This window comes from Kytococcus aerolatus (assembly GCF_900187395.1).
Classification (GTDB): domain Bacteria; phylum Actinomycetota; class Actinomycetes; order Actinomycetales; family Dermatophilaceae; genus Kytococcus; species Kytococcus aerolatus.
Genome location: NZ_FYEZ01000001.1, coordinates 480885 through 501974, shown reverse-complemented (window position 1 = coordinate 501974; position 21090 = coordinate 480885). Strand labels below are relative to the sequence as shown.

The 21090-nt window shown below is 73.6% G+C and carries 14 protein-coding genes; 10 read left to right on the top strand and 4 right to left on the bottom strand.

The features are described from left to right. Positions 1 to 47: 47 nt before the first annotated feature. From CFT82_RS11645 to CFT82_RS02265, 3 genes are all read right to left on the bottom strand, one after another. On the bottom strand, positions 48 to 821 hold the full coding sequence (locus tag CFT82_RS11645) for a hypothetical protein (protein WP_159461825.1): 774 nt from the start codon (positions 819 to 821) through the stop codon (positions 48 to 50). Positions 822 to 826: 5 nt separating this feature from the next. Next, positions 827 to 2038 (bottom strand): prenyltransferase/squalene oxidase repeat-containing protein, encoded by a 1212-nt coding sequence (locus tag CFT82_RS11820; protein WP_088817463.1) that lies wholly within the window; start codon positions 2036 to 2038, stop codon positions 827 to 829. A 218-nt stretch (positions 2039 to 2256) separates the two neighbouring features. Further along, positions 2257 to 2982 (bottom strand): hypothetical protein, encoded by a 726-nt coding sequence (locus CFT82_RS02265; RefSeq protein ID WP_088817462.1) that lies wholly within the window; start codon positions 2980 to 2982, stop codon positions 2257 to 2259. A 153-nt stretch (positions 2983 to 3135) separates the two neighbouring features. Here CFT82_RS02265 and CFT82_RS02260 point away from each other — a divergent pair, with 153 nt between their 5' ends. From CFT82_RS02260 to CFT82_RS02220, 9 genes are all read left to right on the top strand, one after another. Beyond that, positions 3136 to 5883 carry an MGH1-like glycoside hydrolase domain-containing protein gene (locus tag CFT82_RS02260; RefSeq protein ID WP_088817461.1) on the top strand — a complete coding sequence of 916 codons (2748 nt, stop codon included), beginning with the start codon at positions 3136 to 3138 and terminating at the stop codon, positions 5881 to 5883. Positions 5884 to 5958: 75 nt separating this feature from the next. Then, positions 5959 to 8205 (top strand): ATP-dependent DNA helicase, encoded by a 2247-nt coding sequence (locus tag CFT82_RS02255; RefSeq protein ID WP_088817460.1) that lies wholly within the window; start codon positions 5959 to 5961, stop codon positions 8203 to 8205. Then, complete coding sequence (gene holA, locus CFT82_RS02250; protein WP_088817459.1) at positions 8202 to 9155, top strand: DNA polymerase III subunit delta; 954 nt, start codon at positions 8202 to 8204, stop codon at positions 9153 to 9155. Before CFT82_RS02255 ends, holA begins: the two co-directional genes overlap by 4 nt. A gap of 238 nt (positions 9156 to 9393) precedes the next feature. Beyond that, entirely contained in the window at positions 9394 to 9654 is a 261-nt protein-coding gene (rpsT, locus tag CFT82_RS02245) for a 30S ribosomal protein S20 (RefSeq protein ID WP_088817458.1), read from the top strand. Positions 9655 to 9856: 202 nt separating this feature from the next. Further along, positions 9857 to 11326 (top strand): DUF3137 domain-containing protein, encoded by a 1470-nt coding sequence (locus CFT82_RS02240; RefSeq protein WP_088817457.1) that lies wholly within the window; start codon positions 9857 to 9859, stop codon positions 11324 to 11326. A gap of 124 nt (positions 11327 to 11450) precedes the next feature. Then, positions 11451 to 14405: a leucine--tRNA ligase gene (leuS, locus tag CFT82_RS02235; RefSeq protein WP_088817456.1), complete on the top strand. Its 2955-nt coding sequence runs from the start codon at positions 11451 to 11453 to the stop codon at positions 14403 to 14405. After that, a complete protein-coding gene (locus tag CFT82_RS02230; protein ID WP_088817455.1) occupies positions 14405 to 15346 on the top strand; it encodes a DegV family protein in 942 nt (313 codons plus the stop codon). The genes leuS and CFT82_RS02230 overlap by 1 nt, the downstream gene beginning before the upstream one ends. Before the next feature lie 182 nt (positions 15347 to 15528). Then, positions 15529 to 16377: a helix-hairpin-helix domain-containing protein gene (locus tag CFT82_RS02225; protein ID WP_234994235.1), complete on the top strand. Its 849-nt coding sequence runs from the start codon at positions 15529 to 15531 to the stop codon at positions 16375 to 16377. Then, positions 16374 to 18893, top strand: coding sequence for a ComEC/Rec2 family competence protein (locus CFT82_RS02220; protein ID WP_088817453.1), 2520 nt, complete (start codon positions 16374 to 16376; stop codon positions 18891 to 18893). Before CFT82_RS02225 ends, CFT82_RS02220 begins: the two co-directional genes overlap by 4 nt. 37 nt (positions 18894 to 18930) lie before the next feature. On the opposite strand, the gene CFT82_RS02215 is transcribed toward CFT82_RS02220, so the two are convergent. Beyond that, positions 18931 to 19872 carry a LysR family transcriptional regulator gene (locus CFT82_RS02215; protein WP_088817452.1) on the bottom strand — a complete coding sequence of 314 codons (942 nt, stop codon included), beginning with the start codon at positions 19870 to 19872 and terminating at the stop codon, positions 18931 to 18933. 81 nt (positions 19873 to 19953) lie between these two features. On the opposite strand from CFT82_RS02215, the gene CFT82_RS02210 reads away from it, so the two are divergent. Then, positions 19954 to 21057, top strand: a complete 1104-nt coding sequence (locus CFT82_RS02210; protein WP_088817451.1) for an aminotransferase class V-fold PLP-dependent enzyme — start codon at positions 19954 to 19956, stop codon at positions 21055 to 21057. The last annotated feature ends 33 nt before the right edge of the window (positions 21058 to 21090 follow it).

Here is a 21090-nt window from a genome sequence, read left to right as displayed (position 1 = left end):
AAGGAGGGGCCCCGCCGCGTCGGGGGGACGCGGCGGGGCAGGGGGGATCAGCGGCGGCGCAGGCGCGTCGCGGCGACAGTTCCTCCGGCCAGTGCGAGCAGGCCGGCAAGGGTGGCGATGGCGAGTTCGCCGTTGCCACCGGTGGTCACGCCGGTGTCCACGACGGGGCCGGTCGGGGCGGTCTCACTCGGCTCCGGGGTCGTCGGCTCGGGGCTGGTGGGCTCCGGGGTCGTCGGCTCGGGGCTGGTGGGCTCCGGGGTCGTCGGCTCGGGGCTGGTGGGCTCCGGGGTCGTCGGCTCGGGGCTGGGCTCCACGTGGTACGGCGGAACCGTGCCGTTGTTCGGCTGTTCCTTGCCGGTGCCCCACCGCCACCCCTCCACGGAGTTCAGCGCCGGGTCTCGGTTCAGCACGCCCCACTGGGAGTACTCCCACGGCGCGTTCGGCGACGTGGTGTGGAAGTAGGCCCAGTAGATGTAGCCGCCCTCGGGGGGGAACTCCACGCACTGGGAGTCGTCGTCCAACGCACCGGCGGGGAACCACTGGCCCTCGTAGCCGATGCGGCAGATGAAGCCCTCCTCGCGGTAGTCGATCTCGAACCCGGCGTTCTCCAGTGCCTCGGCCCCGTTGTCCGCGTCGCCCAGGCCACAGCGGATGATGTTCCGGGTGGGGTCCTGCACCACGACGGTGATGCCCTCACCGTCCTTGCAGGCTCGGTCGAGACCCGGGGCGGCGGATGCGGCGGACAGGCCGGAGGCCGCCAGGCCCACGGTGACCAGGGACGCGGCACTCAGGGAGCCGATGACGCTCTTGACGTGTGCCACGGCGATCACTTCCCCTCGCGACGCAGGCGGGCAGCCGCGACGGCGCCCCCAGCAAGGACCATGAGACCACCCATGGCTGCGGCGGCCAGCTGGCCGTCACCTTCCTTGGCCCCGACACCGGTGTCGGCGACCGGCCCGCTCGGCTCGGGGCTGGTGGGCTCCGGGGTGGTCGGCTCGGGGCTGGTGGGCTCCGGGGTGGTCGGCTCGGGGCTGGTGGGCTCCGGGGTGGTCGGCTCGGGAGTGGTGGGCTCCGGGGTGGTCGGCTCGGGAGTGGTGGGCTCCGGGGTCGGCTCAGCCTCACACCCCAGATCAGCGTTGGTGTACCCGGCGCCGGCGATGGCCTGCATCCCCTGGATCGTGGCCATCACGTTGGAGGTGTCACCGTCGAGCGAGGCGGGGAAACCGCCATCCGACAGCTGCTGGGTCTTCATCCAGGCCTGCGCCTTGGAGACGTCCCGGCCGTCGATCTCCAGGGCGTGCACCACCAGACCGGTCGAGTTCACCGGCGAGTAGTTCGGCCAGTACCCGGGGGCCTCCTGGTGGGCGCGCAGCGAGTCGAGCGCGCGCTCGGCGGCCTCGTCCTCACCCGCCACCTGGAGGGCCATGGCGCCCATGGCGCCACCGTCCACGTCGTAGACCTTGCCGCCGGAGATGAAGTCGTCGTACTCGAACCCACCGTCCTCGGCGGTCTGCCAGCTCTTGAGCTTCTCCACCAGCACCGGCGGGATCTCCTGCCCGGAACGCTCCAGGGCGATGATCACCAGCGAGTGGTTGAAGGCCGAGGCGAAGCCCGGCAGGGAGCCGTCGTCCTTCATGTCCTTGAGCATCATCTGGTCGTAGGCGCTGGTGTCCATGCAGGCGGCGTCCAGGCCGATGACGACCTTCGCCGCGGCGCCCGGCTGGACACTCGCGTACTCCTTGGCCGCCGGGTCGTCCTGGAGGTAGGCGCCCAACTTGCGGGCGACGTCATCGTGGTTGCCGGCTGCGGCCAAGGCGACCAGGGCGTCCACGGTGTCACCACCAGCGGGGAAGTGGTCGGCGCCGGCGAGCTGCTCGACGATCCAGTCGGCGGCGGCGTGTGCCTCGGACTGCTGCTTGGCCGTCAGGACCGGGTGGGCCAGGGCGGGACCGCCCGGGGCGGCCCCCGCGGAGACGGGGAGGGAGAGGGCGATGCTTGCTGCAAACCCGGCAGCAAGCAGGCGATGAGCTTGACGCATGAGAGAGCCTTTCGTGACGGTCCGTCTCGAAGAGCAGCATCGACCTGCGTCGGCTGGCCCTCCCGCAGACCTCGACGGGTGTGTGAGCCGAGGGCCAGTGGGCAGTCCGACTGCGGCGCATGCGCCTCACGGTTGCGGGTCAGTGCCGGACTCTCACCGGCTTTCCCCAGATGGACCTCGCTGGGCAGGCTACCACCGGGGGGAGGGGAGCGCTCGGGTCAGCGGCGGCGGCGCAGGACCGCCGTCACGACGGCCGCTGCGAGCAGGACGACACCGCCCACCAGGGCCCAGGTCACCCAAGGGGACTGGCCCTGGTCGGAGGCCTCTTCCGCCGCGCCGTCGGCGGCCTCGTCCGATGCGGGGGGTGTGGTCGGCGACTCCTCGGAACCGGCCGGGCTCGACCCGGCGGGGCTCGACTCGCTCGTGGCGTCGCTCGTGGCGTCGCCCGTGGCGTCCGGGGTGGGCACCTCCCCATCGGCCGGCGCCTTGTTGCCGTCGCCGTGACGCCACCCGATCGCCTCACCGACCGCCGGGTCGTGCTCTGCGGCGCCCACCTGGCTGGAGGTCCACTCGGAATCCCCTTCCTCCGCGGTCCAGTAGCTCCAGTAGGTGCCGTCGAAGTCGCCGCAGGTCCAGCCGTCCTCACCCTCGACCGGGTACCAGGTGCCCTCGTGCCCGATGGAGCAGACCATGCCGCTCGTGTCGTGCTCCAGCTCGAAGCCCGCGCCGGTCAGGGCCTCCTCGCCGGTGGCCGGGTCGCCCGTGGCACAGCCGTAGTGGGTGGCGTCGGGCATCTGGACCACCACGGTCACCCCGGAGTCACCGGCGCAGGCGGCGGACGGGTCGGTGTGGGCCGGCATCGCACCCGCCGCCGGGGCGGCCACTGCGGCGGGTGCGGCGGCCATGGTCAGGCCGGCGGAAATCAGCAGGGCGGTGCGCTTCATGGTGGGCCTCCTGGAGCAGGGGTGGGGGCGTGGGTGCGGTCGGTGCACCTGCGGGAAGGTCGCCAAGTGGCCGCACCCCATCGGCCGGAGGGTCGCCGGGATCACACTCCCGACGGCCGGTGGGCAGGCCTGAGTTTGGCAGACTTGCGCCGCGTGACACAGCAGCCACCGACTCCCGACCAGCCCGAGACCTCCACGGAGCACCAGCGCTTGGCCCAGGCGCCGACGCAGGATGACGCATGGCGGTTGTGGGGGCCCTACGCCGCCGCCCGCCAGTGGGGCACCGTCCGGGAGGACTACTCCGCCGACGGGGACGCGTGGACCTACTTCCCCTTCGACCACGCCCACCAGCGCGCCTACCGATGGGGTGAGGACGGCCTGGCGGCGATCAGCGACCGCTTCGGCTTCCTGAACCTCGGGCTGGGCCTGTGGAACGGGCAGGACGACCGCCTCAAGGAACGCCTGTTCGGGCTCTCCGGGCCGCAGGGGAACCACGGGGAGGACGTCAAGGAGTACTGGTGGGCGCAGGACGCCACCCCCACCCACTCCTGGAGCTCCTACCTGTACCGCTACCCGCAGGCCGCCTACCCCTATGCGGAGCTCGTGGAGCGCAACGCCGCGGCCGGCCTGGGGCAGGAGGAGGTCGAGCTGGCCGACCTGGGGGTCCTGGACGAGAACCGCTTCTTCGACGTCGACGTCCAGCACGCCAAGGCCTCCGAGAACGACCTGGTCGTGCGCATCACCGCCACGAACCACGGGCCGGAGGCCGCCCCCCTGCGGATCCTCCCGCAGCTGTGGTTCCGCAACACCTGGTCCTGGGGGCGGGACGACCGCCGCCCCGAGCTGTGGCTCGAGCCCGCCCACGAGGGTGACGAGCGGCCCGGGGCCACGGCCCGGGTGCGGGCCCGGCACGACTGGCTGGGCACCTACGAGGTGACGGCCGCCACCGGCGAGGGTGCAGCCCCCTCCGAGATCCTCTTCTGCGAGAACGAGACCGACGAGGTCGCCGTCTTCGGGTCCGACCGCCTCGGCAGCCCCCACGCCAAGAACGCGGTGGATCGCGCCGTGGTCCACGGCGAGCAGGGGGCCACGAACCCGGGGAACCGGGGCACCAAGTGCGCCTGGCACTTCCGCTTCGAGTCGGTGGAGCCCGGCGCCCAGGTGGTCGTCGAGCTGCGCATGACCGGGCTCGCCCCGGGCGCCGAGGCGCACCTCGGCGTGGCCGGCGCCCCGCTGCCCCACCCGGCGGGCGAGGGGCACGCCGTCTCCACCGAGGGCGTGCAGGAGGTCCTGGACGCCCGCCGCGGGGAGGCCGACGAGTTCTACTCGCGGGTCATCCCCGGGGAGGTGCCCCCGGAGCAGAACCACGTCGCCCGGCGGGCCTTCGCCCAGCTCATGTGGGCCAAGCAGCTCTACCGCTACTCCGTGCAGGAGTGGCTCGAGGGAGACCCGGTCTCCCCGCCGCCGCCGGGTGCCCGTCAGGACCACGCGACGGGGCGCAACACGGCCTGGCGCCATCTCGACCTGGCCGACGTCATCTCGATGCCCGACGAGTGGGAGTACCCCTGGTTCGCCACCTGGGACACGGCCTTCCACACCGTGGCGATGGCGCACGTCGACCCGGCCTTCGCCAAGCAGCAGCTCATCCTCATGCTGCGCGAGTGGGCCCAGCACCCCAACGGCCAGCTGCCCGCCTACGAGTGGGACTTCGGGGACACCAACCCGCCGGTGCACGCCTGGGCCTGCTGGCAGGTGTACCACCTGGACGGGGCCTGGGACCGGGGCTTCCTCATCCAGACCTTCACCAAGCTCATGATGAACTTCCAGTGGTGGGTCAACCGGAAGGACCCGGAGGGCTCGTTCCTCTTCACCGGAGGCTTCCTTGGGCTGGACAACATCGCCTTCTTCGACCGTTCCGACCTGCCGGCCGATGTCCGCCTGGAGCAGAGCGACGCCACGAGCTGGATGGCCTTCTTCTCGCTGACGATGCTGCGCACCGCGCTGGAGCTCAGCCGGCACGACGAGGCCTGGGACGGCGCCTGCACCACCTTCCTGGAGTACTTCCTGCGCATCGACCGGGCGATGGAGGCACCCGGCTCCCACGGCGTCACCCTGTGGGACGAGGAGGACGGCTTCTTCTACGACGCCCTGGTCTCGCCGGACGGCAGCACCGAGCAGCTCACGGTGCGCTCCACCGTGGGGCTGCTCCCGCTCATGGCCGTCGGCATCGTGCCCGAGTGGGTGTGGGGCGAGATCCGGGACTTCCACGACGAGGTGGAGTGGCTCATCGACCGCCGCCCCGAGCTCACCAAGGGCCTCTACCTGCTGGAGCGCGAGGACCAGCGTGCCGCGATGCTCACCCTCGTGGGGGAGGAGCGTCGCCGGCGCATGCTGGCCCGGATGCTCGACGAGGACGAGTTCCTCGCCCCGCACGGTCTGCGCTCCCTCTCCGCGGCGCACCGCGACGGTGTGAAGGCCACCCTCGGCGGGCGCGAGTACGAGCTGCACTACACCCCGGGCGTCTCGGACTCGCTGATGTTCGGCGGCAACTCGAACTGGCGCGGACCCATCTGGTTCCCGACCAACCTGCTGCTCATCGACGCCCTGGCCGTCACGGCCATCGCCCACCCGGAGGCGACGGTGGAGTTCCCGACCGGCTCCGGGAACGAGGTGCTGCTCAGTGACGTGGCCGTGGACCTCCGCGACCGGCTGATCTCCCTCTTCCTCCCCGGTGAGGACGGTCGCCGCCCCGGCACCCCGGTCCACCACCCCGGCGGGGAGCTGTGGGACGTGCACCCCACCTTCTCCGAGTACTTCGACGGTGACACCGGGGTCGGCCTGGGCGCCTCGCACCAGTGCGGGTGGACCGGGCTGGTGGCCCACCTCATCTGCACCGGGTGAGCGCGGGGGCTCCTGCAGCCGGCCCGGTCCGCCGCCCGTGTCGGTGGGCCGGGCCGGACGCCTAGAGTGCTCCCCATGACTGCCCAGCCCGATGCCGTGAGGTTGGGACGCTTCTCCCTCGACGACCTGCTCACCACCGCCGTCGGGGCGGTCGGAGGACAGCCCCGGGAGGGGCAGACCGCGATGGCCCGCGCTGTGGGGGAGGCGGTGAACGGGGAGGAGCACCTCCTCGTGCAGGCCGGGACAGGGACGGGCAAGTCGCTGGCCTACCTGGTGCCCGCCATCGCGCACGCGGTCTCCACCGGCCGGCCGGTGGTCGTGGCGACCGCCACCCTGGCCCTCCAGGCGCAGATCGTGGACCGTGACCTGCCGCGCATCGCCGAGGCGCTGCGGGAGAAGGTCGGACGGCCGGTCACCTACGCGCTCGTCAAGGGCCGGTCGAACTACCTCTGCCAGCACAAGCTGCTCGGGGGCTTCCCGGAGGAGGACGACGAGGGCGCCGTGGTGCCGATGGGGGCGGTGGACGCGGAGCGCTCGCGGCTCGGGAAGGAGGTCGTCCGGCTGCGGGAGTGGGCCGAGGTGACCGAGTCCGGGGACCGGGACGAGCTCGTCCCGGGCGTCTCGAACAAGGCCTGGCGGCAGGTCTCGGTGAGCGCCCGCGAGTGCCTGGGCGCCTCCCGCTGCCCCGCGGCCGGGGACTGCTTCGTGGAGCTCTCGCGGGCCGCGGCGGCGGATGTCGACATCATCGTGACCAACCACGCCTTCCTCGCCATCGACTCGATCGAGGGCCGGTCGATGCTGCCGGAGCACCACCTGCTCGTCATCGACGAGGCGCACGAGCTGGTGGACCGGGTGACCGGCGTGGCCACCGACGAGCTGACCCCCGCCACCGTGGCGGCGGCGGCCCGCAAGGCCGGCCGGTACACCGACACGGCGCGGATGGAGGAGGCCCAGGAGGCGCTGCTGCAGGCCCTGGACGCGCTGCCCGAGGGCTCGCTGAGCACCCTGCCGGACGTGCTCACCGACGCGCTGGTGGTGCTGCGTGACTCCTCCCGGGAGATCTCGCGGGACCTGAAGCCGGGCAAGGGGGAGCAGGTCGACGGCGCCCAGCAGACCGCGCAGGCGGCCGTCGACGAGGTGGGCGACGTGGCCGAGCGACTGCTCGAGGAGCGCGAGCTGGACGTGGTCTGGGTGGCCCCCGACCGCCGTGCCACGACCTACCGCAACGCCCTGCGCGTGGCCCCGATGAGCGTGGCCATGCTGCTGCGGGACAAGGTCTTCGGTGACCGGACGGTGGTGCTCACCTCGGCCACGCTGGAGCTCGGCGGATCCTTCGACGCGGTGGCCGGGACCCTCGGTCTCCTGGGGGCGGGTGCCCCCGAGTGGCGGGGTCTCGACGTCGGCAGCCCCTTCGACTACCCGCGCCAGGCGATGGCCTACGTGGCCCGTCACCTGCCGCCGCCCGGCCGGGACGGCACCGCCCCGGAGCAGCTCGACGAGATCGAGGCCCTCGTCCGCGCCGCCGGGGGACGCACGCTGGGTCTCTTCTCCTCGATGCGGGCGGCCACCACGGCCGCCGAGGAGATGCGGGGGCGCCTCGGGGAGGACTTCCCCGTGCTCTGCCAGGGCGAGGACCAGCTGCCCACCCTCGTCCGTCGCTTCGCCGCCGACCCCCGCACCTGCCTCTTCGGCACCCTGTCCCTGTGGCAGGGGGTGGACGTGCCCGGCTCGGCCTGCCAGCTGGTGCTCATCGACCGCATCCCCTTTCCCCGCCCGGACGACCCGCTGAGCTCGGCACGCTCGCAGGCCATCGCCCGCAACGGGGGCAACGGCTTCATGAGCGTGTCGGCCACCCACGCCGCCCTCCGGCTGGCCCAGGGTGCCGGGCGCCTGGTGCGGCGGGCCGACGACCGCGGCGTGGTGGCCCTCCTCGACCCGCGCATGGTGACCGCCCGGTACGCCGGCTTCCTGCAGCGCTCCCTGCCTCCCTTCTGGCCCACCCAGGACCGGGAGCTCGTCCTCGGTGCCCTGCAGCGGCTCGACGCCACCGCGCCGGAGCCGGTGCCCGTGGCCGAGGTGGCGGCGCGCTCGCTCGTCGGGTCCGGCCGGGCGGGGGCGCCGCCGGTGGCCCGGTCGGCCCGCAGCGCGGTGACCGGGGGCGAGCCGTGGACGCCGCAGGAGGACGAGGCCCTGCGGGCTGCCCTCGAGGCCGCCCGGGGCGAGGACGGAGCCGCTGCCATCGAGGTCGTGGCCCGGGCCGTGGACCGCGCGCCGGACGCGGTGGCGGCGCGCCTGGAGCAGCTGGAGCTGAGTCTGACGTGAAGGGTGTGCCGCAGCGGGTCCTCGTGAAGGGCCCCGAGGAGCTCCTGGCCGACCGGGCCGTGGAGGAGGTGGTGAGCGCCGCCCGGGCCGTGGAGCCCGAGGTGGAGACGGTGCGCCTCGACCCGGACGGGTACACCCCGGGGGCCGTGGCGATGGCCCTGAGCCCCAGCCTCTTCGGGGGCGGGACGGTCCTGGAGGTGCGGGGGCTGGAGGTGGCGCCGGACGCGCTGGCCGAGGAGCTGCTCACCGCGGTGGCCGACCCGGGGGAGGGCAACGTCCTGGTGGTCTGGCACCGCTCGGGGAACAAGCACAAGCGGGTGCTGGACGCCCTGGCCCGCGCGCACGCCCACACGGTGGAGGCGCCGGCGCTCAAGAGCGACCGGGACAAGGTGGCCTTCGTGCAGCGCGAGTTCCGGTCCGCCCGGCGGCGCATCGAGGACGAGGCGGTGCAGGTGCTCGTGGCCGCAGCCGGGGGCGATGCCCGGACGCTGGCGGCGGCCTGTGCGCAGCTGGTGGCGGACACCGAGGGCATGGTCACCGTGGAGGAGGTGAACCTCTACCACGGCGGCAAGGTGGAGACGACCGGGTTCAAGGTGGCGGAGGCCGCCTTCACCGGGCAGCGCGCCGAGGCCCTGCGGCTGGTGCGCCACGCGATGATCGGCGGGCTGGACCCGGTGCCCCTGGTGGCGGTGCTCGCCGGACAGGCCCGGCAGATCGGCCTCGTGGCCTCGGCGGGGCAGCGTGGCTCCGGCCAGGTGGCCAAGGAGCTGGGCATGGCCCCCTTCCAGGTGGACAAGGCCCGGCGGATGCTGCGGGGCTGGGACGCCGCCCGGCTCGGGACGGTCATCGAGCGTCTGGCGCAGACCGACCACGAGGTGAAGGGAGCGGCCCGGGACCCGCAGGGGGCGGTGGAGCGAGCGGTCGACGCCATCAGCCGCCTGCACTCCTGAGTGGTTCCCCGAGGCGACGATGTCACCGAATGGCCGGGCATGAGATAACCTGTCCAGCACTGCAGGCGCGCCAGAGGGTCGTGCGCGCCCCGCACGCCGGAGAGAGCCGCTCACGCAAAGGGTGTCCCCACGCCCGGTCCCGAGCGGATCTCCAACCCTCTAGACAGGCACTTCGGCCGTCTGCCGACGAGTGCTGTCGCACTGACAGACACCAACGACCTCATTGGGAGAGACCCACGTGGCGAACATCAAGTCGCAGAAGAAGCGCGTTCTGACCAACGCGAAGCGCACCGAGCGCAACCGCGCGTACAAGTCGGAGCTGCGCACCTGGATCCGCAAGTTCCGTGCCGCCGCCGAGTCCGGCGACTCCGCTGCCGCGCAGGACGCGCTGCAGGTGGCCAGCCGCAAGCTGGACAAGGCCGTGAGCAAGGGCGTCATCCACAAGAACCAGGCCGCCAACAAGAAGTCGGCCATGGCCAAGCGCGCCGCTGCTCTCTGAGCCGGCGCCGCTCCACGAGAGGCCGGTCACCCCACGGGGTGGCCGGCCTCTCGGCTGCCCAGAGGGGCCTCCGGGGGCTACGGTGCGTAGTAGGAGCCGGGGGTCGACCCGACCTGATGCTGAGGAGCGCGGCAGATGCCCACCTGGTTGATCGTTCTCCTGGTCCTCGGAGCCGTCGTGCTCCTCCTCGGGGGGTTGGCTGGTGGGGGTGTACAACTTCCTGGTGGAGCGGCGCAACGCCTCCACCGAGATCCTGCGGGGCATCGACGCATTGCTGGAGCAGCGCTATGACGCGCTCAAGGCACAGGCCCAGGCGAAGCTGCCCGGGGCCCTGGCCTCCGGCGAGGCCTACGCCTCCAGCGGGTACGCCCAGAACGTGGAGATGATGCAGCGCACCATCAACGAGCTGGAGGAGCGCCTCGGGGCTGCCCGTCGTCACTACAACACCGCGGCCACCGACTACAACACCGCCCGCCAGTCCTTCCCCCACGCTGCTCGTCGCGCCCCTGCTCGTCGCGCCCCTGCTCGGCGTCGGCCCCCACGATCTCTTCGAGGTGAGCACCCCCGGCAAGCGGGAGGGTTACGACCTGGACGGGTACCTCGGGTGAGCCGCGCCCCGCGGCCCACGCCCCACCGGGTCAGCGTCCCGCCCTTCGAGCAGCTCTGGCCCGGGATCGCCCCGCACGCCGAGAAGGCGGCCCAGGATGCCAAGAGGCTCACCGGGTGGGGCGGCAGCGGCTGCTGGTACGGGCTCCTGATCCTGGCGGCCACCGGACTGTCGCTCCTCGGGCACGAACTGCTCGACCTGCTCGGTGGGCTCCTCGGCCTCGTCGGGATCGTGGGGTTCGGGTGGTCCTTCATCACGAGCGTGGCCGGCCTGTGGGGGGTGAAGGCGGACCACCAGAGGGGAGTCGTGGGTCCCCTCGTCGACGCCCTCGTGCAGCAGACCCACGCCCGGGACGTCGTCGGCGGTGAGCCGGTCACCCTCCAAGCGGGCTACGACCCGCGGGGGTCGATCGACCCGTGGCTCATCGCGGCCAGCGGGATCGTCCGGGAACCCGACCTGTTCGGTGAGGACCTCGTCCACGGGCGCTTCGGCCGCACCGACCTCGCGTTCTGCGACCTGAGCTGGCTGCTCCCCGGTCGTTCGAGCGAAGCCGGGAGGACCTTCGCGAAGGTCCTCCAGAACCTGCCCACGGGGGCCATCCTGGTCTTCTTCACGGCCGACTTCCACAAGGACTTCACCAGCGAGACCTACCTGTTCTCCCGGAGCACCTCGAAGGTGCAGGCCTCCTCCAGCGGTGGGGCGGGTGCGCTGCGTCGGATCCTCCCGGAGGAGGCCGCGGGGCAGGGGCTCACCCCGCTCGAGCTGGAGGGGGTGCGCTTCGGCGAGCTGTTCACCGGCTGGACCACCGACCAGCTCGAGGCCCGGTACCTCATCTCCCCGCAGACGCTGGAGGCCATCCTGACCTTCGCCGAGCACTGCGGCGCCGTCGAGTACGCGCTCTCCTTCACCGGGGGCAGACCGAGATCATCTACGACGACTTCGTCTTCTTCCTCACGGTGGTCGAGCACTTCGACCTCAACACCCGGATCTGGACCAAGCACTGAACGCGTCGGCTACCCTGTCTCCATGTCGTCGGCGACGCTGCTTCTTCGTTCGCCGCGGTGAGCACCCACCACCGCGGCCACCCCCTCCTGCGTGAGGGGCTTTTTTGTGCCGCGGCCCGCCGGGCCGCCGCCCGGCCGTCCCCGACCCACCGTCCCCACCCGGCCCGAGACTCCAGGAGGAGCGCATGAGCCAGACCGACCGCAACGAGACCCCGTTCCGGTACACCCCGGCCCTCGCGAACGAGATCGAGGCCCGCTGGCAGGAGCGCTGGGAGGCCGAGGGCACCTTCCGGGCCCCCAACCCCACGGGTGACCTGGCCCCGCAGGACCCCGCGGCCCGCGCGGCCGTGGCGGAGCAGCCCAAGATCATGATCCAGGACATGTTCCCGTACCCCTCCGGGGCGGGCCTCCACGTCGGCCACCCGCTGGGCTTCATCGCCACCGACGTCTACGCCCGCTTCCAGCGCACCACCGGCTGCAACGTGCTCTACACGATGGGCTTCGACGCCTTCGGTCTGCCGGCCGAGCAGTTCGCCGTCCAGACCGGTCAGCACCCGCGCACCACCACCGAGGCGAACATCGAGACCTACCAGCGGCAGCTGCGCCAGCTGGGGCTGAGCCACGACGACCAGCGCGCCTTCGCCACGATCGACCCGGCGTACTACCGGTGGACCCAGTGGATCTTCCTGCAGGTGTACAACTCCTGGTACGACCCCGAGGCCCCCGGACGTCGCCCCGACACCACCGGCCGGGCCCGCCCGATCGCCGAGCTGGAGGCCGCCTACGCCGCCGGCGAGGTGGAGACCCCCGACGGTCGTCCCTGGGCCGAGCTCACCGAGGCCGAGCGCGCCGATGCGGTGGACGCCCGCCGCCTGGCCTACCTGTCCGACGCCCCCGTGAACTGGGTGCCGGGTCTGGGCACCGTGGTGGCCAACGAGGAGGTCACCGCCGAGGGCCGCTCCGAGCGGGGCAACTTCCCGGTCTTCCAGCGCAACCTGCCGCAGTGGATGATGCGGATCACCGCCTATGCCGACCGCCTGGTGGACGACCTGGACCGGCTGCAGTGGCCCGAGTCCGTGGCCTCGATGCAGCGCAACTGGATCGGCCGCTCGCACGGTGCGGAGGTGAGCTTCGACCTGGCCCTGCCGCACGCCGCCCAGGTCGACGGCGCCACCGAGGGCAACCCCCACCTGCGGGTGTTCACCACCCGGCCGGACACCATCTTCGGGGCGACCTTCATGGTCGTGGCCCCCGAGCACCCGGTGGCCGAGGCGGCCCCGGCGCAGTGGCCGGAGGGCACCAAGGAGTCCTGGACCGGCGGTCACGCCACCCCGCGGAAGGCCGTGGAGGCCTACCGGCTGGCGGCCAGCCGCAAGACCGAGCTGGAGCGGCAGGCCGACGAGAAGGCCAAGACCGGCGTCTTCACCGGCGTCTGGGCGGTCAACCCGGTGACCGGCCAGCAGCTGCCGGTCTTCGTGGCCGACTACGTGATGATGGGCTACGGCACCGGCGCGATCATGGCCGTGCCCGCCCAGGACCAGCGCGACTGGGACTTCGCCCGCAGCTACGAGCTGGACATCGTCCGCACCGTGCAGCCGCCCGAGGGGCACGACGAGGAGACGGCCTTCACCGGCGAGGGGCCGGCCATCAACTCGGCCACCGACGCGATCGACCTCGACGGGATGGGCGTGGCCGAGGCCAAGGCCGCGATGATCGCGCACCTGGAGGAGATCGGCGCCGGCCGCGGCACGACGAGCTACAAGCTGCGCGACTGGCTCTTCAGTCGCCAGCGCTACTGGGGCGAGCCCTTCCCGATCGTCTGGGACGAGGACGGCCGTGCCCACGCCGTGCCGGAGGACCAGCTCCCGGTCGAGCTGCCCGAGGTGGCCGACTACAGCCCCCGCACCTACGACCCGGAGGACTGGGACACCCAGCCGGAGTCCCCGCTGGGCCGCAACGAGGACTGGGTGAACGTCACCCTCGACCTGGGCGACGGGCCGAAGCGGTACCGCCGCGAGACGAACACCATGCCCAACTGGGCGGGCTCCTGCTGGTACGAGCTGCGCTACGTGGACCCGACGAACGACGAGACGCTGGTCGACCCGGTCAACGAGGAGTACTGGATGGGCCCGGGCCGGGGTGCGGGTGCCGGCGTCGAGGGCGATCCCGGTGGCGTCGACCTGTACGTGGGTGGGGTGGAGCATGCCGTGCTGCACCTGCTCTACGCCCGTTTCTGGCACAAGGTCCTCTTCGACCTGGGGCACGTCTCCTCCGACGAGCCCTTCCGGCGCCTGTTCAACCAGGGCTACGTGCAGGCCTACGCCTTCCGCGACCACCGCGGGCAGCCGGTTCCGGCCACCGAGGTCACCGAGCGCGAGGCCCCGGAGGACCCGCAGGCCCAGGACGGCATCGTCTACGAGTGGAACGGCCAGCGCGTCACCCGGGAGTACGGGAAGATGGGCAAGTCGCTGAAGAACGTCGTGACGCCCGACGAGATGTGCGAGCAGTACGGCGCCGACGTCTTCCGCGTCTACGAGATGTCGATGGGCCCGCTGGACGCCTCCCGCCCCTGGGACACCCGGGCCGTCGTCGGTTCCCAGCGCTTCCTGCAGCGCCTGTGGCGTGCCGTCGTCGACGAGGCCACCGGTGAGCTGCGAGTGGTGGAGGACGCCCCCGACGAGGCGACCCTGCGTGCCCTGCACGGCACCATCGCCGGTGTTGCCGAGGACTACCGGGGCCTGCGCTTCAACACGGCCGTGGCCAAGCTCATCGAGCTGACGAACACGGTCACCAAGCTCGACGCGGTGCCGCGCGCGGTGGCCGAGCCGCTCGTGCAGATGGTGGCCCCGCTGGCCCCGCACCTCGGAGAGGAGCTGTGGTCGCGGCTGGGGCACGAGCGCTCCCTGGCGACGGAGCCCTTCCCGCAGGCCGACGAGGAGTACCTCGCGGCCGACACCGTCACCTGCGTGGTGCAGGTGCGGGGCAAGGTCCGGGCCCGGCTGGAGGTGGCGCCCGACATCACCGCCGAGGAGCTGGAGGCACAGGCGCTGGCCACCGACCGGGTGCAGGAGCTCCTCGACGGCGCCGAGATCCGCAAGGTGATCGTCAAGGCCCCGAAGCTCGTGAACATCGTCGTCTGATGGCGCGCACGGTCGCCCTGGTCACGGACTCCACCGCGGATCTCGCCACCCGCTCCGACCTGCCCGCGGGGCGGGTCGGGGTGGTGCCCCTGCACGTCAGGATCGACGGGCGCAGCTTCCGGGAGGGTGAGGACCTCGACGGCAGCCGTCTGGCGGCCGCGCTGGCCTCCCGCAGCACGGTCTCGACCGCCTCGCCGGGGCCGGCCGACTTCGAGACCGTCTGGTGGGAGGCCCTGCAGGCCGGGGCTCGGGAGGTGGTGAGCGTGCACCTCTCCGGGCGCCTGTCGTCCACGGTGGAGGTCGCCCGGGCGACCGCTGCCCGGACCGGTCTGCCGGTGCACGTGGTGGACTCCCGCTCGGTCTCCGGCGGGCTGGCCGCGGCGGTGCTGGCGGGCGAACGGGCCGCCGCGGCGGGCGCGGACGGTGCGGCGGTCGTCGACCTCGTGGAGCGCACGGCCCGGGACACGCAGGTCCGGTTCGTCGTGGAGTCCCTGGACCAGCTGCGTCGGGGCGGGCGGATCGGCGCCGCCCAGGCCTTCGTCGGCACGGCCCTGGCGGTCAAGCCGCTGCTGCAGGTGACCCGGGACGGCGGCGTGGACGGCTGGCAGAAGGTACGCACCCTGCGGGCCGCACGCCAGGCGCTCGTGGACTGGGGGCAGGACAGCGCTGCCGACGTGGCCGACGCGGTCGTCGACAGCATCCGGGAGGGCGAGTTCGACGAGGGGAGCGGCGTGGCGGTCGACGTGAGCATCCACCACCTGGACCGGCCCGAGGTCGCCGAGGCGATGGCGGCCGAGCTCCGGGCGGTGGGGGACGAGGTCGCTGTCGAGCTCTGCGAGCTCGGCGCGGTGGTGGGCGCCCACACGGGGGTCGGCACCGTCGGCATCGTGGTCTCCCCGCGGGTGCCCGGGGACCCGGGGCGCTGGGCGCTGGAGGACTGAGGGAGACCGCCGGGCAGGGGTGTCCGGCGCGGGGACCTGCCCGTCCACAGGCTGACCGTTCTCCCGCCACGGTGGCCACCGACCCGCGCCTAGCGTGCGGGTCCGAGGGGGTGGTGCCGATGGGGCCCAACAGGCCGCAGTGGGACGAGGAGCGAGAGCCGGTCTCGAGCTGGAGGCAGTCCGTGCGGTCCACGGTCGGGGAGGCTGTGGAGCTGCCCGAGGGGGTGCGGGACGCCCGGGTGGACCCGGGACCCTCGGCCCTCCGGGGTGTGCTCGTCGGCGTCGTGGCGGCGCTCGTGCTGCTGGGAGCCTGGGTGTGGTGGTCGGGGCGCGAGGCCGATCGGCAGACGGTGGAGGCGCCCCCGCGGGCCGCGGCGGGATCCGTGGCGGCGAGCTCCGACGGGGAGGTGCCGTCCGGGGAGGCGGCGCCCGGGGCGCTGGGGGCGGGTGGCGCACCAGTGCCCTCGGCCGTGCCGACCGGCTCCACCGTCCCTCCGGGGGCCTCCGGAAGCGGCTCTCCGGGGGAGCGTCCGTCGTCCGCTGCTGCAGCGGGGCCGGTGGTCGTCCACGTCGCCGGACGGGTCCGGGAACCGGGGGTCGTGGAGCTGCCGACCGGTGGTCGGGTGGCCGACGCAATCGAGGCCGCTGGCGGGGTGACCGGGAAGGCCGACCTGCGGGCGCTCAACCTGGCCCGGCCCCTCGTGGACGGTGAGCAGGTCGTCGTCCTGGCACCGGGGGAGGAGCCGCCGCCCCCGGCCCCAAGGGGCGTGCCGGCGAACGGTCCCGGGGGAGTCCGCAGCCCGGTGACCAGCACGGGGGAGGACGCGGGAGGTGGCGCTGTGATGGATCTCAACAGCGCCGACCAGGCCGCCCTGGAGGAGCTGCCCGGAGTGGGCCCGGTGACGGCCGGGCACATCCTGGAGTGGCGCACCCAGAACGGGGGGTTCACCTCGGTGGACGAGCTCATGGAGGTCAGCGGGATCGGGGAGAAGACGCTCGAGACGCTGCGCCCCCACGTGACCGTCGGATGAGCGGCGCCCCCGCACCCATCCCCGTGCCCGGTCCCGGGGACACGGACCAGTCACCCCGGCAGGACCTGCGGCTGCTGCTCCCCGCCCTCGTGGCCTGGGCGGTCGGGGCGGCCAGCCTGGCCTGGGGGCACCCCGTCCGCTGGGGTCTCCTGGCCACCCTGGCGCTCGGGCTGGTCGCGGCCGGTCTCCACCACCGGTTCGGTCGGGCCAGCGGTGCACCGGGCAGGGGCTGGATCCCGGGGGACGGCCCCCGCCCCTGGGCTCGCCCGGTGGCGCTGACCGCCCTGCTCACCCTGCTCGTCGTGGGTTCCTCCACGCTGGCCGACACGCACCGCCACCGGGGCGTCGTCGACGAGGCGGTCGCCTCCGAGGCGGTCGTGGAGCTCCGGCTGGAGGCCACGACCGATGCCCGGCGCGTGCGGACCGAGGGACGCTTCGGCCCCTCCGAGGTGGTCATCCTGCGGGCGCGTGCCACACGACTGGACTGGCGCGGAGGAGGGGCCCCGAGCTCCGCGCCGGTCCTCGTCATCGCCCGCCCGGACAGCGGCTGGGACGAGATCACCTGGCGGACCGGGCTGACCGCCAGCGGTCGCCTGAGCCCGGCGGAGCCGGGGGACGACGTGGTGGCGGTCCTGCGCCCGGCCCGGCCGCCGGAGCAGGTCCGCCCGCCGGGGGGCCTCTGGCAGGGCGCGGAGGGTCTGCGCGAGGGGCTCCGGCAGGCGGTCGACCCGGTCTGGGCCGACGCCCGGGGACTGGTGCCGGGTCTGGTGCTCGGCGACACCTCGCTCACCCCGCCGGAGCTCACCGAGGCGATGGTCGCCACCGGCATGTCGCACCTTTCGGCGGTGAGCGGGTCCAACGTGGCGATCGTCGTCGGGGCCGTGGTGTGGCTGTGCTCGCTGGCGGGGGTGCCCCGCCGGGCCCGCCCCTGGCTGGCGGCGGTGGCGCTGCTCGGTTTCGTGGTGCTGGCCCGCCCGGAGCCGTCGGTGCTGCGGGCCGGGGTGATGGGTGGGGTGGCCCTGCTCGGCATGGCCGCCACCCGGCGCGCGGCCTCGCTCCCGGCGCTCGCGGCCTCCATCGTGCTCCTGCTCGTGCTGGACCCCTGGCTGGCCCGCTCCTACGGCTTCGCCCTCTCGGTGCTCGCCACGCTCGGGCTGGTGCTCTTCGTGCGCCCCTGGTCCGTCGCCCTGCGGCGCCGCTGGCCGCGCCTGCCGGAACCGGTCGCGCAGGGGCTGGTCATCCCGGTGGCGGCCTCGCTCACCACCGCCCCGGTGGTGGCCATGCTGCAGGGGGAGGTGAGCGTCGTCGGTCTGCTCACCAACCTCCTGGCCGCGCCCCTGGTGGCCCCGTCCACGCTGGGCGGAGTGGGGGCCACCCTCGTCCACCCGTTCTGGCCCGCCGGGGCGACGGCCATCGCCTGGGGCGCCGCCGCCCCGGCCCAGCTCATCGGCCTGACCGCCCGGTGGGGTGCGGCGGTCCCGCACGGGGCGATCCCCTGGGCGGCCGACGGGCGGGGTGGGCTGGCGCTGGCCGTGCTCCTGGCAGGCCTGGTGCTCTGCGGCCCACCGGCCGTCCGCGGGGTGCGCCGGCAGGGGCGCCCGGCGCTGCTCGGTGGGGCGGCGGTGCTGGTGGCCACGGTCCTGCTCACCACGGGGATCCTGCCGCGGCCGGTGGCCCTGTGGCTGCCCGGAGGGTCGGCCCGTGCCGCGGACTGGCGGCTCGCGGCCTGCGACATCGGGCAGGGGGACGCGCTCCTGCTGCGGTCGGGACCCGATCGGGCCGTGCTCGTGGACACCGGGCCGCCGGAGGGGGACCTGGCCGGGTGCCTGACGGACCTGGGGGTCCGGGTGCTGGACGCCGTGGTCATCACCCACGCCCACGCGGACCATTCCGGACAGCTCGACGCGGTCGCCGGGAAGGTGCCGGTCGGGGTGGTCTGGGCGGCCCCCGGGGAGATCGCGCGCGCCCGGCAGCCCGGGCACCCGGCGGAGTGGCGGGAGGTCGCCGAGGAGCACGGGCTCCCCGTGGCCCCGCTGGCGGCCGGTCAGGAGGTGGAGGTGGGCCAGGTGCACCTGCGGGCGGTGTGGCCCGAGGCGGACGGGCCCGTCCAGACACCGGACGAGCTGCGGAACGACCTCTCGCTGAGCCTCGTGGCCACGGTCGGTCCGGAGGCGGGGCAGGGGCTGCGGGTGCTCCTCACCGGGGATCTGGAGCGCCGTGGGGGCTCGGAGGTGCAGCGTCGGACGGCCGCCGACGGGGTGGACGTGCTCAAGGTGCCGCACCACGGGTCGGCCACCCAGGGTCGGGGGATCCTCGAGCGGGGTGCGCCGCTGGCGCTGGTGAGCGTGGGTCGGGAGAACGACCACGGCCATCCGGCCCCGTCCACCGTCGAGGCGCTCGAGCGGGCGGGCAGCCAGGTCGTGACCACCCACGGCGAGGGCCACGTCCTTGTCGGGCTGGAGCCCGGTGGCACCGATGCCGAGGCCGGTGTGCGCCGGCTCTGGTGGAGCCGTTGAGCGGGTGGGACGGCGCGTGCTGGCGCGCCGGCCGGGGTCACTCCGTGGCGAGCTCCACGTCGTGCGTCTCGGCGAGCTCCGCCGCGGCCGCGACGAGGGCCCCGAGGGCGGATCCGACCGCCGGGACCCGCAGCAGGTCCTGGGTGGAGACCGCGTGGATGGTGCGGTGACTCGGGGTCGCCAGCGGACGGGTCACCACACCCTCGTGGCGGATGTGACGCAGCACCATGCGCGGCACGAGCGCCACCCCCATCCCGGCCGAGACGAGACCCAGCACGGCGACGTAGTCCTCGGTCTCGAACTCGACCCGGGGGGCGAAGCCGGCCTGGTGCCCCAGGTCCATGAGGTGGCCGCGGCAGCGGGCGCACCCGGCGATCCACGGCGACTCCTGGAGCTCCTTCATGGCCACCCGGTCCTGTCCGGCGCTGGGGTGCCCCTCCGGCATGGCGATCACCATCTCGTCGGTGAACAGGTCCCGGATCTCCAACCCGTGGAGGTCGTCCACGCCGCGACCCACGTCGGCCCCGCTGTACGAGAAGGCCACGGCCAGGTCGCAGCGGCCACCGCGCAGGGCGGCCAGCGCCTCCGGCGGCTCGGCCTCCAGCAGTGTGATCTCGATGCCCGGGTGCTCGGCGCGCAGCGAGCCCAGGGCCTGGGGGACGAGGGCGGCGGAGCTGGAGGGGAAGGCCGCGAGGCGGACCCGGCCCTTGGCCAGCCCGGCGATGGCGCTGAGCTCCTGCTCCGCGGCGTCCATCATCCCCAGCACGGTGACCGCGTGGCGGGCGAGGACTTCGCCGGCCTGGGTGAGCCGGACGGTCCGTCCCTGGCGCTGCACCAGCGGTGTCCCGATGCGTCCTTCGAGGCGTCGTACCATCTGCGAGATGGCCGGCTGGGTGTACCCGAGCGAGTTGGCCGCCGCGGTGAAGGAGCCCTGCTCCGAGATGGCGCGCATGATGCGCAGCCCTGCCGTGTCGATCATGGCCGAAACATAACCCACGCTTTGTCCTGAGTAAAGACGTGCGACATTGTGTGATCCGTCGATCTGGGGCACCCTCTGCGCATGATCTCCGTGGCCTCTCCGGGAACCCGTACCGTCGCCGAGCTCCGGGAGGAGTTCGCCACTCCCGGCGGGTACCTCGACGCCGCCACCTGTGGCCTGCCCACCCGCCGCACGACCGAGGCGATGGCGCGGGACGCCCAGCGCTGGGCGCGTGGCGAGATCTCGCCGGTGACCTACCACGAGGACGTGACCCGTGCCCGGGCCCTCTACGCCGCCCTGGTCGGGATCGCCCCCGAGCGGGTGGCCACCGGCTCGCAGACCTCGGTCTTCGCCGGGATGATCGCCGCCTCTGTGCCGGACGGCGCCGAGGTGGTCGTCATCGGCACCGACTTCTCCTCGCTGGTCTACCCCTTCCTCGTGCAGGCCCAGCGCCCCCACCCGAGCGGCAGCGGCGGCCGGATCACGGTCCGCACGGTGGAGCGGGCGGACCTGGCCGGGGCGGTCACGGAGCGGACCGCCGCCGTGGTCTTCTCCCAGTGCCAGTCGGCCTGCGGCAGCCTCACGGACCTGGCCGAGGTGGCCGCCGCGGCCCGGGCCGTGGGGGCGCTGACGGTCTGCGACATCACCCAGTCTCTGGGTTGGCGGCCGGTGGACGCCGGCCTGGTCGACATCACCCTCTGCTCGGCCTACAAGTGGATGTGCCAGCCCCGGGGCACGGCCTACATGACCGTCTCCGAGCAGGCGATGGAGCGCATCGTCCCGGTGGCCGCCGGCTGGTACGCCGGGGACGTGGTCTGGGACTCGATGTACGGCCCGGAGATGCACCTGGCCGACCGGGCCTCGCGCTTCGACGTCTCCCCGGGCTGGCCGCTGTGGCCCGGGGCGGTGGCCGCGCTGGAGGATCTCTCCAGCGTCTCGCCGGAGGAGGTGCGGGCCCACGACGTCGGGCTGGCCAACCGGCTGCGCACCGGGCTGGGCCTGGAGGCGGGGGACTCCGCGATCGTCTCCCTGGCCCTCCCACAGGCCGCCACCGATGCCGTGGAGCGTGCCGGGCTGGCCGTCTCCCAGCGGGCCGGCGGTCTGCGGCTCAGCTTCCACGTCTGGAACACCGAGGCCGAGGCGGACCGTGCCGCCGAGGTGCTCGCCCCCTTCGTGCGGCACTGAGCTCGGCCGCGGGCGCCGGGCACGCCACCCCCG

Coding starts and splice junctions, on each gene's coding strand:
- CFT82_RS11820 (WP_088817463.1), bottom strand. CDS start 2,038: ATGCGTCAAGCTCATCGCCTGCTTGCTGCCGGGTTTGCAGCAAGCATC.
- CFT82_RS02265 (WP_088817462.1), bottom strand. CDS start 2,982: ATGAAGCGCACCGCCCTGCTGATTTCCGCCGGCCTGACCATGGCCGCC.
- CFT82_RS02255 (WP_088817460.1), top strand. CDS start 5,959: ATGACTGCCCAGCCCGATGCCGTGAGGTTGGGACGCTTCTCCCTCGAC.
- leuS (WP_088817456.1), top strand. CDS start 11,451: ATGAGCCAGACCGACCGCAACGAGACCCCGTTCCGGTACACCCCGGCC.
- CFT82_RS02230 (WP_088817455.1), top strand. CDS start 14,405: ATGGCGCGCACGGTCGCCCTGGTCACGGACTCCACCGCGGATCTCGCC.
- CFT82_RS02220 (WP_088817453.1), top strand. CDS start 16,374: ATGAGCGGCGCCCCCGCACCCATCCCCGTGCCCGGTCCCGGGGACACG.
- CFT82_RS02215 (WP_088817452.1), bottom strand. CDS start 19,872: ATGATCGACACGGCAGGGCTGCGCATCATGCGCGCCATCTCGGAGCAG.
- CFT82_RS02210 (WP_088817451.1), top strand. CDS start 19,954: ATGATCTCCGTGGCCTCTCCGGGAACCCGTACCGTCGCCGAGCTCCGG.